At 68.9% G+C, this 16,060-nt stretch carries 9 protein-coding genes; 1 reads left to right on the top strand and 8 read right to left on the bottom strand.

Features of this window, described 5'->3' with window-relative positions:
- Positions 1-30: 30 nt before the first annotated feature.
- From KEG57_RS42890 to KEG57_RS42860, 7 genes are all read right to left on the bottom strand, one after another.
- Positions 31-3,399 (bottom strand): MopE-related protein, encoded by a 3,369-nt coding sequence (locus KEG57_RS42890; protein ID WP_272423965.1) that lies wholly within the window; start codon positions 3,397-3,399, stop codon positions 31-33.
- Positions 3,396-8,066 carry a MopE-related protein gene (locus KEG57_RS42885; protein WP_272423963.1) on the bottom strand — a complete coding sequence of 1,557 codons (4,671 nt, stop codon included), beginning with the start codon at positions 8,064-8,066 and terminating at the stop codon, positions 3,396-3,398. The genes KEG57_RS42890 and KEG57_RS42885 overlap by 4 nt, the downstream gene beginning before the upstream one ends.
- Positions 8,067-8,336: 270 nt before the next feature.
- Positions 8,337-9,944: an SBBP repeat-containing protein gene (locus KEG57_RS42880; RefSeq protein ID WP_272459576.1), complete on the bottom strand. Its 1,608-nt coding sequence runs from the start codon at positions 9,942-9,944 to the stop codon at positions 8,337-8,339.
- 103 nt (positions 9,945-10,047) lie between these two features.
- Entirely contained in the window at positions 10,048-11,187 is a 1,140-nt protein-coding gene (locus KEG57_RS42875; RefSeq protein ID WP_272459575.1) for an acyl-CoA dehydrogenase family protein, read from the bottom strand.
- 9 nt (positions 11,188-11,196) lie between these two features.
- The gene (locus KEG57_RS42870) at positions 11,197-11,340 is read right to left on the bottom strand and encodes a hypothetical protein (protein WP_170228964.1); all 144 of its coding nucleotides are present in this window, start codon (positions 11,338-11,340) and stop codon (positions 11,197-11,199) included.
- Between the two features lies 1 nt (position 11,341).
- A complete protein-coding gene (locus tag KEG57_RS42865) occupies positions 11,342-11,608 on the bottom strand; it encodes a CcmD family protein (protein WP_272423957.1) in 267 nt (88 codons plus the stop codon).
- A 6-nt stretch (positions 11,609-11,614) separates the two neighbouring features.
- Positions 11,615-12,370: a cytochrome c biogenesis protein gene (locus KEG57_RS42860; protein ID WP_272459574.1), complete on the bottom strand. Its 756-nt coding sequence runs from the start codon at positions 12,368-12,370 to the stop codon at positions 11,615-11,617.
- Positions 12,371-12,500: 130 nt separating this feature from the next.
- On the opposite strand from KEG57_RS42860, the gene KEG57_RS42855 reads away from it, so the two are divergent.
- Positions 12,501-14,318, top strand: coding sequence for a serine/threonine-protein kinase (locus KEG57_RS42855; RefSeq protein ID WP_272459573.1), 1,818 nt, complete (start codon positions 12,501-12,503; stop codon positions 14,316-14,318).
- A 328-nt stretch (positions 14,319-14,646) separates the two neighbouring features.
- Here the strand turns inward: KEG57_RS42855 and KEG57_RS42850 are convergent, their stop codons facing one another.
- On the bottom strand, positions 14,647-16,011 hold the full coding sequence (locus KEG57_RS42850; protein WP_272427698.1) for a TolC family protein: 1,365 nt from the start codon (positions 16,009-16,011) through the stop codon (positions 14,647-14,649).
- Positions 16,012-16,060 lie beyond the last annotated feature (49 nt).

The following is a 16,060-nucleotide window of genomic DNA, read 5'->3' as shown; positions in this document are numbered from 1 at the left end:
CCGAGAGAGGCGCCCGCTCGATTCGTTTTGTCAGCCGGGGTTCTGCGCGAAGCAGCAGCGGAAGCCGAGGTCGAAGAGCTTGAACGTCGGATCGACCGTGTAGAACTGGAACGAGCACGTCGCGCCGCCGGGGTCGCCGGTGTTGAACGCGCCGCCCATGAGCGGATACGTGTTCGTCGCGCTCTTCGTGATCTCACGGAGGTTGCCCGTGATGTCGTAGAGCTTGCCCGTCGTGGCGTTGTTGCCCTGCAGGTTCAACCAGTCCGCCCAGCAGTTCTGCAGGCTGGTCGAGCCCGTGAAGAGCAAGCCGTCCTGATCCCCCGCGATCGACGAGCTGAAGTCGAACGAGGGTCCGATGTTGCAGAACTTCGTGGCGTCGTACGTCGACGTGCACGCCGCGCCGCGCGGGTTGTAGCCCCAGGAGCAGCCGAGCGTCGCCTGGCACGAGGTCGTCCAGTCGGCCGTCGAGCAGATGGACCCGCCCATCGCGTTGCACGTCTGCTCGACCTCGGCCGGCGTCACGTTGAACCACGGCAGCTTGCCTGGCACCGAGCACGCGAGCGTCTTGTCGAGCGTCGTGCCCGCAGGCGCGGTCACGTGGTAGCCGTTGCCGTTGCCGGGCGTGATGACGTTGTTCGCGACATCCGTGACGGCGTTCGGCCGGCTCGCCTCGTAGCTGTAGATCCAGAGGCTCGTCGCGATGCGCGTGACCGCGGGTTTGACGTAGTACGTCGCGTTCGAGCCCTTCGAGACGTACGTCTCGTCGACGAGCCCGTCGCAATCGTTGTCCACGCCGTCGCACTGCTCGGTGCAGCCGCCGGGCAAGGTCGCGCAGTCGGCCTTGACCGCGTTGCACGTCGTCGCGTTCGCGCCGCTGCACACGAACGTGCCGGTCTTGCGGCAGGCGCCGTGTCCGGGCGCCGGAAGGCCGTCGTCGCTCGCGCAGGCCTTGCCGTAGTTCGGCACGTTCTCGTTGAGGATGCCGTCGCAGTCGTTGTCGAGGTTGTCGCAGACCTCCGTGGCGCCCGAGCAGTAGTTCGGGGCCGCGCCGTTGCACACGCCCGCCGGGAACGTGCACTTCCACGCGCCCTGCGTGCATGCGACCGTCACCTGCGACGTGCACTCCGGCCGCATGGCCGTGACGCTCACGCCGCAGACCTGCACCGGCGTCGGGGCCACGACGCCCTCGTCGATCTGCCCGTCGCAATCGTCATCCTCGCCGTTGCAGATCTCCTGCGCCTGCTTGTACTGGCAGCTGTACTCGCACTTCTTGTCGTTGTTGAGATCGTAGTAGCCGTTCTCGCAACCCTGGAAGGCGCACATGCCCGACGTGCACGACCAGATCGCGTGCACCGCGTTCGCGTAGCAGTTGTTGCCGCACGCGCCGCAGTTCGCGACGTCGGTCTGCAGGTTCGGCTGACCGGTCAGCGTGCCGTCGCAGTTCGAGTCCACGCCGCAGCTGTCGACGCTGCTCGACGGTCCGACCGAATTCTGGCACGTCAGAACGCCGCCCACGCACGACTGCTGGCCCGCCTTGCACGGCGACGTCGCGCCCGCGGGGGGCGCAGGCGGCACGTTGCAAGCGCCGAGGTTCAGGTTGTTGTCGACGATGCCGTCGCAGTCGTCGTCGAGGCTGTTGCACGTCTCCGCGCTCGGCCCGATGTAACCCGTGCACGCGCCGCCGCACGTCTGCGTGCCCTTCACGCACTTGCTCAGGCCGCCGTACACGAGGTTCGGCGGCGCGCCGACGGGCACGCATTGCTGGGTCGGGATGCCCTCGTCGACCTGACCATCGCAGTCGTCGTCGATCGAGTTGCAGGTCTCGGCCTTCGGGTCGATGTTCCCGACGCACGTGAGCGTCTGCCCCATGCACTGCAGCGTGCCGAGCTTGCAAGGCGACGTGCTGCTCTGCCCGCACGCCGAGCCGGTGCCCGCGACGTCGTCGACGAGCCCGTTGCAGTCGTCGTCCTGGGCGTTGCACGTCTCGGTCTTCGGCGCGATCTCACCGACGCACGTCTTCTGGCCGCCGGGCAGGCATTGCTCCACGCCCTTCTGGCAGGGACCGACGTCGGTCAAACCGCACGTCGCGCCCACGTCGACGGGCATGTCGTCGATCGCGCCGTTGCAGTTGTCGTCCTGGCCGTTGCAGAGCTCGGCCGAGGGGTTCACCGCGCCGACGCAGACGAGCTGACCGTTCTGGCACTGCTGCTTGCCGAACTGACAGGGGAAGATGTTGCTCTGGCCGCAGGAGTTGCCGGCGTCCGTGGGGCTGTCGTCGACCTGGCCGTCGCAGTCGTCGTCGAGGCCGTTGCAGATCTCCTGGATCTGCCCCTCGACGACGACGTTCGGACCGGCGCAGACGACCTTGTTCCCGACGCACGCCGTCTTGCCGGCGGCGGCGAGCAGACCGCAGATGCCGTCCGGATCGCCGAAGCAGTTCTTGCCGATCTGCGGATCCATCGAGAGGTCGTCGGCCTCGTCGATCTTGCCGTCGCAGTCGTTGTCGACGCTGTCACCACACTTCTCGACGCCGCCGTTCGACGGGGTGCACTGGTACTCGCAGCCCGTCGCGACGGAGTTGTCGAGGTCGTAGAAGCCCACGTCGCACTGCTTGATCTTGCACTGCGTGTTCGCCGGGGAGCACGCCTCGCCGGCGCCCGCGGTCGTCGCACACTCGGACGTGCCGTTGATGACGACGCAGTTGTTCCCGCACTTGCCGCAGTCCGTCGTGCTCGTGCAGAGGTTGACGTCCTCGTCTTTCACGCCGTCGCAGTCGTCGTCCTTGTTGTTGCACGACGCGTCGTCCGGCGTGTTCTTGATGCAGTAGTACTCGCAGGCCTTGTCGCCATCGAGGTCGTAGTAGCCCGACACGCACGTGCCCGTGCACTCGCCCGGCTCCGTGCCCGGGTTCGGGCTCGGCACGCAGGTGATGGTCGTGGGATCGGTGTTGAGCAGCTTCGTGTAGCAGTTGTTGTCACACGTTCCGCACGTCGTCTTGCTCTCGAGGTTGATGTTCGGGCCGTCGTCGACCGCGCCGTTGCAGTCGTTGTCGAGGCCGTCGCACTTCTCGACGCCGCCGTTCGTCGGGACGCACGGGCCGCCGCCGCCGCCGCCGCCCCCACCCGGACCACCGTCGGTGCCGCAGAACGGGAAGCAGTTGTCGCCGCCTTCGCCGCCCTGACCGCCCGATCCGCCCGAGCCCGAGCCGGAGCCCGAGCCCGAGGGCGTGTCGCCGGCGCATTTGTCGAAGCAGAACGCGTCCGTCGTGCACCCCGCGGCCCCGAGCGCGAGCGCCGAGACCACGAGGGACGAGAGGACCAGCCCGAAGGGGTTTGGGGCGTAGCTCGGCTTGGCCGAGCGCAGCCCCAAGCGTCGGAACGCCTTGCCTAGCGAGCTCATCGCGACACCTCCGTAACGCCGCGGCGCCCGGAAGACCGCCTGCGTGCGATGCCAAGCGCGAGCGCAGCGAGCGCCAGCGCGAAGCCACTGTTCCGATCCTGCGCGCCGACGTCGCATGCGCATCCGCCGCCGCCCGTTGCGAGGCCCCAGACGCTGTCGTCCGGAGGCGCGCCGCCCGTGCCCGTGCCCGTCGACGTCGTCGGGTTCGTGCCGCCCGCGCCGCCCTCGCCGCCCGCGCCGCCCGCGCCGCCCGCGCCGCCGCTGCCGCCCTGACCCTGCAAGCAATCGCCGTTCTGGCAGACCTGGCCCATCGGGCAGATCACGCCTTCGCACGGATCGTTGCCGCAGCTGCCCGTCACCGGGTTGCAGTACGAGCCGTCGGGGCACGGCGTGGTGCACTTGCTGTCCACGCACACCGGAGGCGACTGCGACAGGTCGCAGACCTGCGCCCCGACGCACGCCGGATCGCAGCCCGCGACGCACTGGCCGTCCTTGCACACCTCACTCGCGCCGCAGCTCTTGTCCGCGCAGGAGTCGACGCAGGTGAAGCCGGTGAACGTATCGTTCGGCTTGCAGACCTGGCCCGTCGGGCAGCTGTCGGGCTTGCACGGGTTGTCCACGCAGGAGCCGCCGTTGCAGACCTTGCCGCAGCCCACGCAGGGCACGTTGAAGCAGTTGTTCTGCACGCACTTGCCAGCGTTCGGGCCGTAGTTCGTGCAGACCTCGCCCGCGCCGCAGGTCACGCCGTCGCAAGGCTCCTTGCAGCCGGCGATGCCCTTGCAGAGGCAGACCGGAGGCACCATGCAGTCCGCGTCCGCAGGCGTGCCCGCGGGCGCGCAGAGCACCTTGCCCGCCGCGTCCTTCACCGTCTTCGTCGCGCAGTCGCCGCAGTTGTTCGCGATGCAGAAGTTGCCGAGCGGCTGGCCGGTCTCGCTGGAGATGACCTCCTCGCAAGCCTGACCCGGCGGGCACGGGAACTCGCCGCCCTGGCAGGGCGTCGCGCAGGTGCACGCGCTTCCGCTCTTCACGCACGAGTTGCCAGGCGCGCAGATCGCGGGGCCGTTCGGGTCCTGCTCGTCGGTCGTGCCGTCACAGTCGTTGTCCTGGCAATCGCACGCCTCGTCCGTCTGACCCTGGCTACCGAGGCAAGCGAAGATGCCGTTGAGGCACGCCCACTGGCCCTGCTGGCAAGCGCCGGTGTCGATACCGCAAGCGCCACCGATCACCTGCGTCGAATCTACCGGGTTTGCCGTGCCGTCGATGCCGTCCGGCGCGGGACCCGTCTCGTCGATCGAACCGTCGCAGTCGTTGTCCACGCCGTCGCAGATCTCAGGCTGCGGGCCGGTACCGCCGATGCACGTCTCGCCGCCCATGCCGTCGCACTGCAGGGTGCCCGGCTGGCAGGCGCCCTTGTCGCGCGGGCCCGGGTAGAGCGTCGTGTCGTAGGCCGGCGTGCACGAGCCGCCGACGACGATGCCGTTGTCGACCGTGCCGTCGCAGTCGTCGTCGAGACCGTTGCAAGCCTCGGGGCTGGGGGACACGTCGCCCACGCAGTCGAGGATGCCGCCGGCGCAGTCGATGACGCCCGGCGAGCACTGGCCCGTGTCGGTGCCGCAGGCCGCGCCTTCACCCATGAACGTGCCGTCGTCGATCGTGCCGTCGCAGTTGTTGTCGAGGCCGTCGCACGCCTCGGCCTGCGGGCCCTTCGCGTTCACGCAGACCCAGCCGAGCGCGCCCTGGCACGAGAGCGAGCCCTTGTTGCAGGGCGGCGCGAGCATGCCGTTGTCGGAGCAGGACGCGCCGGGCGGCGGGCACCACTGCAGATTCCCGTGCTGGCAGCAGTTGCCCGGCAGAGCCCAGCAGCCGTTCTGTCCGGCGTTGGGTGCGTCGAAGAGCGGCGCGTCGTCGATCGCGCCGTCGCAGTCGTTGTCCACGCCGTCGCAGGTCTCGGCCTGCGCCTGGATGCCGCCCTGGCAAACGATCGCGCCGTTCACGCACGCCGTTTGTCCGAGCGAGCAGGGCGGCTGGTTGATGCCGCAGGGCTTGCCGAGGCCACCGACGTTGTCGTCGACGAGGCCGTCGCAGTCGTTGTCCTTGCCGTCGCAGATCTCGGTCGAGGGACCGACCTGGCCGACGCACTGCACGCCGTTCGCCCCGCACTGCTGCACGCCCGCGACGCACTCGCCCACGTCCGAGCCGCAGGGCCCGCCCGTGCCGGGCACGTCGTCGATCATGCCGTCGCAGTCGTTGTCCGCGCTGTCGCACTGCTCGGTCGAGGGACCGACGGGGCCCTGGCAGGACCAGGCGCCGTTGGTGCAGACGAGCGTGCCCTTGTTGCACGGCGACACCAGCGTGCCGTTGCCGTTGCAGGTGGCGCCGGCAGGCGGGCACCACTGCAGGTTCTTGAAGACGCAGCAGTTGCCGACGTTCTGCCAGCAGCCGTTCGCCCCGGCGGCCGGACCGTCGGAGAGCGGCGCCTCGTCCACGATGCCGTTGCAGTTGTTGTCGACGTTGTCGCAGACCTCGGGCTGCGGCCCCGTTCCGCCCTGGCAAACCAGCGCGCCGTTCACGCAGGCGAGCGTGCCGGGCGTGCACGGCGGCAGCGCCTGGCCACACGAGGTGCCCACACCCACCGCTTGCTCGTCCACCTGGCCGTCGCAGTCGTTGTCGATGCCGTCGCAAACTTCGGCCGACGGACCGACGAAGCCCGTGCACGTGCTGCTGCCGCACGGCTTCTGGCCCTGCTTGCACTGGCTCGTGCCGCCGTAGACGATGCCGCCTGGCGTCCCTGCGGGCACACACGCAGTCGGCGGCACCGAATCGTCCACGATGCCGTCGCAGTCGTTGTCGATGTTGTCGCAGGTCTCGGCGATCGGGTTGTTCTGGCAAGCCGCGAGGCCGCCGCCCGCCACGCACTGGCCCGGCTGCGGCACGGGCTGCGCGGGCTTGCACGCCTGCGTGCCCTGGCAGTTCATCGGGGTCGACTGGCCACACGGCACGGCGGCGATGTTGTCGTCCGCGATGCCGTCGCAGTCGTTGTCGCAGCCGTCGCAGACCTCGGGCGAGGGCACGCAGTTCGGGCAAACGCCCTCGTCGGTCACGCCGTCGCAGTCGTTGTCCTGGCCGTCACAGGTCTCGGTCGAGGGGCACTTCGCGGGGTTGCCGCACTTGTTGAAGCCCTCGTCGACGAGGTTCGTCTTGCCCGGCCCATTGCCGTCGCAGTTGTTGTCGGCCTCGTCGCAGATCTCCTTCGGGTCGTAGCAGAGCCACGTCGCGGGAGCGGCCTGCTGCGCGTCGGTCGTACACGGCAGGAGTTGCTCGTTGCCGTCCGGATCCGCGACCGTGATCGAGTTGGTGTAGTTGGTGAGGCACGTCGCGCGTTGCGCGGGCGTCGACCAGCTACAGCACACCTTCGCCGGTGCGCCCTTGTTGCAGTAGTGCTTGTACCCTTCGTCGGTACAGCCGTTGCAGTTGTCGTCGCCGTTGTTGCAGACCTCGGGTTTGGCCGCGGAGCCGACGATCTGCGCGAGTGCCTTGGCGAGCGAGACCTCGTCGTTCGCCGAGTACGACGCCACGGTGCCGCCGGCGGCCGCGATCGCGTCCGTATTCGACGTCGAGCCGCCCGCGAAGTTGACGACGTAGACCGGGACCTTCCAGGTCTTCTGGTTGGGGGCGGTCCCGAGCGTGACGCCGTTCTGCCAGAGATCCTGCGCGGCGCTCACCGCGGCAGCCTGCGTGTCACACGTCTCGTCGCCGTCGGTCACCAGGATGACGTTCACGCTGCGGCACAGCCGATCCATCGCGTCGATCGGCGTGCCGAGGTTCGAACCGAAGGCGAAGCCGGTCTGGCAGTAGTTCGACGCGCTCCAGCTCACGTTCCAGCCGGATCGCAGGTACTGGGTGACGGTGCGTAGCGAGCCCGCGATCGGCGTGGCGCCCTCGGCGAAGAGCTCTTTGTTGTCGTTGCACAGGCCGTCGAACCACTGGAGCAGCTCCGGCACGTTCGAGGCGGGCGCGGCCGGCCCCCACCAGGGATCTTTCGGCAAGGGCACGACGACGTTGCCGCCGTTGCGCCACGAGCCCTCCGCCAGGTTCGGCAACGCGGGCCCGGTCCCGTTTCCGGTGGTGCATGCGGGCAGGTTGCCGCAGTTGTCGAACTGGCCCATGCTATCGCCACCCGGGAGCGGGTCGATGGTGCAGCCGTAGTTGTCCGGGTTGCACGTGGTCCCGTTCGGCACGCCGCAATCGCTCACGCAAGCGCCGCCTGCGCCGAACGTGCAGTTCTTCATGACGCCGGCGTACGTCGAGAGCCCGAAGTTCACCTCGCCGCCGAATGCCTGCACGGTTTGCCGGAGCGCGCACTTGGCGTCGTTCAGCCGGCTCGGAATCATGCCGCAGGAGTTCAGTTTGTACCCAGCGAGGGACGAGTCGCACTCGACCGTCGTGGCCGAGGGCGGCGTCGTACACGTCGTCATCGAGCCCGACGTGTCGGCGATGATCATGAAGTAAGGCCGCGAGGGCGCGGGCCAGTCCGCGGGGTTTTGGGAGAGGCACGCGGCCGCCTCCTGCGCGTCGGCCGGCGCGGTGAACGCGGCGGCCGCGGCGACCCCTGTGAGCGCGGCAAACGAGGTAAGGATCCCTTTCGAGGGCTGCCGGAACAAAGCCATGGGTAGCTCCGAGAGGCGCACCGACGTGCACCCGTTCCACACGCGCCTTCCCGTCGAAGATTCGACGTAGGCGTGCATTGTCGATCAGGATCTCAGAGCGCTCGCCGCACCACAAGCCCCGGAGAAGCCCCCGGCGCGCCCGCAACCTGCCCTCTCTGCCCAGGGCTCATCGCGTCGCACGTGTTGGACGGTTGGCGGCGGCTTCGTTGCCGCGACGTGTCACACGAACGCACCCCGGAAATCAGCCCCGGGGCGGGTGTAACCCTCGTTTCAGGGCTTGACAGCGAAGAGGAAAGCGTCGTCACCGGCCGCGGACACCGGGCCAAGGCCAAAGTCGACCGTGCCGCCGAAGCTGCCCGTGAGCACCACGTTGCCGGACGCCGGATCGAAGACGAGCGACTGCGGCGACTGCACGAGCGGCCCGCCGTAGCCGCGGCCCCACTCGAGGCAGCCGTCCTTCGCGGCGAAGCGGCCGAGGAACATGTCGAACCCTTCCGCGCTCGGAATGGCCCCGCCGCCAAGATCGATCGAACCCGTGAACGCGCCCGCCAGAAGCAGGTCCCCGTTCGGCGCGAACGCCACGCCGTCGGCGCGCTGGAACGTCTCGTCGCCGAACCTGAGCGTGTACGTCTGCGCGCCGCCCGCGGTGAGCACCGAGACGAACGCGTCGTCGAGGTCGGGGTTCGTCATGGGCTTGCCGCCGAGATCGAACGTGCCCTGGAACTGCCCGGCCACGGCCACCGCGCCCGTGGGCGACACCGCGACCGCGTTCGCCGAAGCCTTGCCCGCGCCCGCGCTGATCTTCGCCCAGATCGGCGCGCCTTGCGAATCGAGCTTCGCGACGAACGCGCTCGGGTTGCCCGCGGCCGTGAGCGGCCCTGTGCCGAAATCGATCGAGCCCGACGCCTCGCCCGCGACGTACACGTTGCCCGAGCCGTCGACGGCGAGGCTCTTCGCCGACTGATCCGCCTCGTTGCCGTACGTCCGGCTCCAGAGGTGTTGCCCCGTGGCGTTGAACTTGGCGAGGAACACGTCGAAGGCCGATCCCGACGCGGTGAGGACACCGCCGCCGAAGTCGACCTGCTGCTGGAAGTAGCCCGAGATGACGACGTTGCCGATGCCGTCGACCGCGAGCGCGCGCGCGTACTGGATGTTCGAATCGCCGAACTTCTTGCTCCACTGGTGGGTGCCGTCGGGCGCGAACTTCACGAGGAAGACGTCCTGGAAGAAGTTCGTATCGCTCGTGAGGTTCTGGCCGCCGAAATTGACGGTGCCGATGAAGATGCCCGTCACGTAGACGTTGCCCTCGGCGTCGGCGCCGATGCCCGTCGCGCTCTGGTTCTGCGCGTCGCCGAAGCGCTTCGCCCAGAGCACCTGGCCGTTCGGGGAGAACTTCGCGATGAACGCGTCCTCCTTGCCGCCGCTCGTGAGCATGGTCCCGCCGAGGTTCATCGCGCCCTGGAAGGCGCCGGCGAGGAGGATGTTGCCCATCTTGTCGGTCGAGACGGACACGCCGCTCTGGGTCTGCGAATCCCCGTAGGCGGCGGCGAACACGGACGTGCCGCCCGCGGGGTTCGGCGGGTCGCACGTCGGCCCGGCGTCCTGCCCGCCGGCCCCAGAGGAGCTCGACGACGAGCTGCTCGACGCGCTCGTCACGAAGTCTTGGAGCCCGTCGCCGCCCTGGCCGCCCGTCGCGCCTGCGCCGCCCTGGCCGCCCGAGCCCCCCGAGCCGTTGCTGCTCCCGTCCCCGCACGCCGACACGAGCGCCACGAGGGCGCCTGCACAGACGAACGAGGCGAGCACGGTGCCCGTGCCGAGGAGCTTACCGGCGCCCGTGGACGCCTTGGGGGTATTGAGGTGCGCGCGACGTGTCCGCATGAAGCCATTCCTCCCGCGAAAGGAAATTTCCGAGCCTTCGTTGATATCAACGGTCGGCGCGCGCGTGTAGAGGGGGCGGGAGGAAAAGGCGGGGATGTGGGGGCTAGCCCCCGAAGAGCTGCTTCGCGATCACGATCCGTTGGATCTGGCTCGTGCCCTCGTAAATCTGCAGGACCTTCGCGTCGCGCATGAGCTTCTCGACGGGGTACTCCTTCACGTACCCATTGCCGCCGAAGACCTGCACGGCGTCGACGGCCGTCTGCATCGCGCTGTCCGCGCCGTAGGCCTTGGCGAAGCTCGAGACGATCGGATCGCGCACGCCGTGATCGAGGTTCCACGCGGCCTTCTGGTAGAGGAGCCGCGTCGCCTCCACGCGGATGGCCATCTCCGCGATCATCCACTGCACGAGCTGGTGGTTCGCGATCGGCGTCCCGAAGGTCTTGCGCTCCTTCGCGTACGCCACGCACTCGTCGAGGCAACGACGCATCAGGCCCGTCGCGCCCGCGCCGATGTCGGGACGCGTCTGGTTGAACGTCTCCATCGCGAGCTTGAAGCCCTTGCCCTCGGGCGCGAGCAGGTTCGCCTTCGGCACGACCACGTCCTCGAGGAAGATCTGCGCCGTGTCGCTCGCGCGTTGCCCGAGTTTGTCCTCCTTCTTGCCCACGCGGAGCCCCGGCGTGTCGCGATCGACGATGAACGCCGCGATGCCCTTGTGCCGGAGGTCGGGATTGCTCGTCGCGAAGATCACGTAGAACCGCGCGTAACTCGCGTTCGTGATCCAGCACTTCTGCCCGTTCAGCACGTAGTCGTCGCCGTGCTGCGCGAAGCGCGTCTTGATGCCGGCCACGTCGCTGCCTGCGTCGGGCTCGCTCGTCGCGTAGCTCGCCATCACCGGCTCGCTCGTCAGCAGGCCGAGATACTTCTTCTTCTGCTCCTCGCTCCCGCCGAGCTTGATCGGCGTCAGCGCGAGGCCGTTCGCGAGCAGGCTCGTCTGGATGCCCGTGCACCCGTACGCGAGCTCCTCCGTGATGATCGCGTTCTCGAGCTCGCCCATGCCCGACCCGCCGTACTCGGCCGGGACCGTCGGGTTGACGAGGCCGATCTCCCACGCCTCGCGGAACACCTCCATCGGGAAGCGGGACTCGTGATCACACGCGGCCGCGATCGGGATGATCCGCTCCTTCGTGAAGCGGCGGGCGGTCTCGATGAGACCCTTGTGCTCTTCGGACAGCGAGAAATCCACCACAGGCTCCTACTCCTTCATCCTGCGCTTGCGCTTCTCGAGCTCTGCGCGCACGGCGCGCGCGCCCAGGGTGTATCCGACCACGAGCCCGAGGAGAAGAACGCTCGGGATGTAGATCACGTGCTGGGGCGTGATCTGACCGAAGTCCGGCACGTCAGTCGCCCCCGCTCTTCGCACGCGCCTTCTGGAGCGCCGCCTCCAGCGTCTCGACCCGCCGGTCGAGCCGACGCTGCCGCCGGAACATCGACGCGACGAACACGAGGACCACGATCCAGATGAACGCGTACGCCTCGACGAGCAGCTTCTCGCCGCTCTGCATCTGGTTGCCGCCCTCGACCGCGCGGAACGTCGTCGAGCGATCGTCGGCCGTCCCCTGCCCTGCCGCGCCGGGCGCTTGCTGTGCTGCTTGATCCGCCGACATCGTCGTCTACTCCTCGCCCACGCCGAGCTCGAGCGCTTCTTCCTCGGCCTCACTCAGCCGCGCCGCCGCGAGCTCGATCCGCACGCGGGTCCAAATCAACACCACCGCGAGCAGCGTGAACGTCAAGAACCCGAGCATGAGCGCGAGCTTCATGTCCGGGTGCTTGAGCCCGCCGCCGCCCGACGAGATCACCTTCGGGTGGTTGCCGCCCCACTTCTGCACCGAGTAGTGGATGATCGGCAGGTTTGCCGCGCCAAGCACCCCGAGCGCCGCCGCGAACTTCCGCTCCGAGTCCCCGTCACCCGCGAACGCCCGGAGGACCACGTACGCCACGTAAATCAGCACCGAGAGCAGCGCCGTCGTGAGCCGCGGATCCCAGGTCCAGTACACGCCCCACGCCTTCGCGCCCCAGAGCGCCCCGGTCACGAGCACGAGCACGCCCATCGCCACGGAGCACTCCGCGCCTGCGCGCGCGAGTGCGTCCCAGCCGCGCGTGCCGCGCGCGAGGTAGCCCGCCGAACCCACGAAACACACCGCGGCCCCGACGTACATCGAGTACGCGATGGGCACGTGGAAGTAGAAGATCTTCTGGACGATGCCCATCGTCGACTCGACGGGCGCCTTGAAGAAGATCACGTGGATCGTGATCAGGAACGCCGCGGCGCAGAGAGCGAGCACCGTGTAGAAGACAACGTCCCCGCGGGAGCGGGAGCCTGCCGTCTCGACTTTCGTTGCGGCTGCCAGAGCCTCGCTCGTCGCCATGGTGAGCGGCCACGGTAGTGCCAAGGTCGTGGGTGTTCAAGGACCCAAGCCGCCGCGTCGCTCCTCCCCCTCCTGGAAAGTATCCCTCGGCGACGAGCTGATCTAGACTCGCGTCCGAGCCGCTATCCCCATGGCCCCCATTCGCCCCGAGCAAGCTCCGGCAGATGTACAGGCCGACGTTCCCGCCTTCCGTCCCGGTACCATCGTCGATGGTCGCTACCGCGTCCTCCGGCTCATCGGAGGCGGCGGCAACGGCCTCGTCCACGAGGTCGAGCACGTCCGCACCGGCCAGCGCCTGGCCCTGAAGTCCCTGCTCGATCCGACGACGTACCAGCGCCTCGAACAAGAGGCGCGCGCGACGAGCCTCTTGAAGAGCCCGCGCGCCGTGAAGATCGTCGACATGGGCATGAGCCAGACCGAGGGCCCGTACCTCGTGATGGAGCTGCTCGCCGGCCAGAGCCTGCGCGAGCTCTTGCACGAGGCAGGGCAGCTGCCGCTCGAGCTCACGGTGAACGTCGCGCTGCAGGTCGGCGAGTGCCTCGCCGAGGCACATACGCACGGCATCGTCCACCGCGATCTCAAGCCCGACAACATTCACCTCGGCCCGGGCCCGAGCCCCGGCGTCTACGACGTCAAGCTCCTCGACTTCGGCATCGTCAAGATCGCCAGCGACGCGCCCGTCCCCGGCGGCTCGCTCACGCGCACCGGCTCCACGGTCGGCACGCCGTACTACATGAGCCTGGAGCAGCTCCGGAACCCTTCGGGCGTCGATGGCCGCAGCGATCTCTACTCGCTCGGCGTCGTGCTCTACGAGTGCTTGACCGGCCGCAAGCCGTACGACGCCGACACCATCGGCGACCTCGTCTTCGCGCTCTGCTCAGGCCCGCCGACGGACATCGCGCGCCTTCGTCCCGACCTGCCGCAGCCCGTGTGCAAGGCGATCATGCGCGCGCTCGCGCCCGACCGCGACGATCGACAAGGCAGCGTGCTCGAGCTCTGCCGCGATCTCGCGCCCTTCGGCGATCGTTCCCTCTCCGCATGGATGAGCGAGCCCCAGCGACCCGCCGCGCCCGAGCCACCGCGGCCCTCGCACGCAGGGCCTTTCCACGGCGGCGCGCCGACGCCCTCGGAGGTTCGTCCGATCCATAACAGCGAGGCGACGCAAGCGTTCCCGCTCCCCGAAGGCCACGTGCTGCCGCCGCTCGACGAGCTCACGCCCGCGCTCCCGTCGAGCCCAGGCCACGCGCCCGACGACGACGACGCGCCCGCCGAGCGGCGCGACACCCCCACGACGTTCTACGTCAAACCCGAACTGCCCGAGCGCGTGCCCGACAGCGAGAAGACGCGCATGCTCGAGCCGAGCCGCGGGCAACACCAGTACGCGATTCCGTCGGCAAACCTCGACGATCCGCCGACGGCGCCGGTCAAGCCGGAAGACCTCGCAGCCGCGCAAGGCATGTTCGGTCCGGGCAACAAGTACGCGAAGACGACGCCGCTCGACACGAGCCAGTTCCCCGAGCTGCAGAACCTGCCGCCGCCGGGCCAGTTTGGCCCTCCAAACCCGGGCGGGTTCGGCGCGCCCCCGTCGGCGGCATCCGGCGTGTACGCGGCGCCGCCTCCCGGCATGATGGGTCAGCCCGGGATGCCGCCGGGCATGTTCCGCCCGCCGCCCATGCCGGGCCAGCTCATGACCTCGCAGAACAACCTGCCGGCCGTGAACATCCCCGGCACGACGGGCCCCTTGCCGATGGGCCCCGGCGCGCCTCCCGCATGGATGGCGCGTCCCGGTCAGCCCACGCATGCGCCCCCGCCCGCAGGCGGCGGCCTCGCAGCGCTCGCGAACTTCTGGCAAAACGCGCCGCCGCGCACGCAACTCGCCATCGCAGTCGGCAGCGCGAGCGGCCTCGTCGCGCTCCTGCTCATCCTGCTCTGGATCGTGGTCCGATAAGTTCTTGGAGTCGCCGCGCCGGGGCGCTGCCCCGGACCCCGCGGGGGCTGTTCGCCCCTCGACCCGAACCAGGGCAAGCCCTGGACTCGGGTTGGAAGAACCGCGCGATGCGCGGTTCTTCCACGAGCCGGTGGCAAGACCAGGAACAGCGTTGCCAATCGAAATGACGCTGTCTTGGTCGGCAGCGTCGTTCGTGGTCTTTACTCGGCCTGTTCGATGAACTGCGCATCGCGCAGTTCATCGACCCCGGGTCCAGCGCTTGCGCTGGTCCAGGTCCAGGGGCGGACAGCCCCTGGTGGGGCCTGGGGCAACGCCCCAGCGAAGCGCCTCAGAGCCCGTCGGGCGCGATCGCGTCCCAGCCGGTTGCTTTGGCGAGCCGGCTCATCGCGAGATCGAGCTCCATCGTTGCGTTCATCAGGCTGAAGCGGTTCGTCGCGAATGCTTTCGCCGGGTCGAGGACGTCTTTCTCCTCGCGTGTTCCCACGTCGATCCCCTGCTGCACCGTGACCAGCCACTTCCGGGCGTACGACACGGCCTTCGCGTACGCGTCCACGCGCTTCTGCCAGTCGATCACCTCGGCGTAGGCCGTCTCCACCTCGACCCCTGCGCCGCCGAGCGCGTATTTTTCCGTCGCGCGCATTTCTTCGAGTTGCGCCTCGGCGAACTGGATGCGGGACGATTGCGGCAGGAAATCGAGCTTCCACTGGAACACGACGGCTGCGCCGTACCAGAAGAAGTTCGCTGTATCCCCGCCGAACGGGTTGATCTGGTTTGCCACCTCGGGCGCCCGCGCATAGCCCGCGTTGAGACCGAGCCCGATATCGGGAAAGAGCTGCGCCCGCGCGACCTCGACCTGCGCGCGCCGCGCTTGCACCCCGGCCCGCGCCATCGCGAGCTCCGGCCGATGCAGCCGCGCTGCCGTCAGGTACCGCGACACGTGCCCGAGCTTGTGCTTCGGCGGCTTGAGCGGCGCGTCGGGGATGTCGAGATCTGCGATCCCCGTGAAGAACCGGAGACCTGCGAGCGCCACCGTCATGTATCGCGCGGACTCGGCCTCGCGCACTTCGAGCTCGGCCGTGTACGTCTGCAGCTTGAAGAGCTCGATCGGATCGCCCTCGTCCTCCTCGATCGACTTCTTCACGTTGCCGATGGCCTTGTCGATCGCGCTGCGCACGTCCTTGAGGAGCAGCGCGCCGTCGCGCGCGAGCTGCAGGCCGAAATAGGCGCGGCGCACGTCGAGGCGCACGGCGTCGCGCTCCTTCTCGACGTTTGCCTTGTTCACCTCGACGTTCGCCTCGGCTGCGTCCCACAGGTTCGTGATCTTGCCGAAGGTCCAGAGCGGCACGACCCCGTCGACGCTGGCCCTCCAGGCGAGCCCGAGACTGCTCGTCAGCGACACGTCCGTGTTCGGGCTGAACACGTTGTTGCCGAGCACGGTCGGCGCTAGACCGACGCCGCCGCTCATGCGGAATTGACTGAACGGCGCGCGGTGGGCCTCGTCGAGCTGCGCGCGCACCTGCGCGAGACGCGCCCGGGCCGCGAGCACGTTCGGATGGTTTCGCTCGGCGATCTCCAGGATCTGCCGCAGGTCGTAGACGACCTTTTCTCTGGCCTCCGCGGGCGCCGGCAAGGCGGCGACGCCCAGGGAAAGGGCCGCCCCGAGAAGCCATCGCCGGATCGACCGCTGCGCCATGTCCGCGCTCTTTTTCACAGGGGCTCGCTCGCTGCAACCGTGTTCGCGG

The sequence above is a fragment of the Polyangium jinanense genome (genome assembly GCF_028435365.1).
The sequence above is the reverse complement of the archived record's forward strand: the minus strand, read 5'-3'. Positions and strand labels throughout refer to the sequence as shown.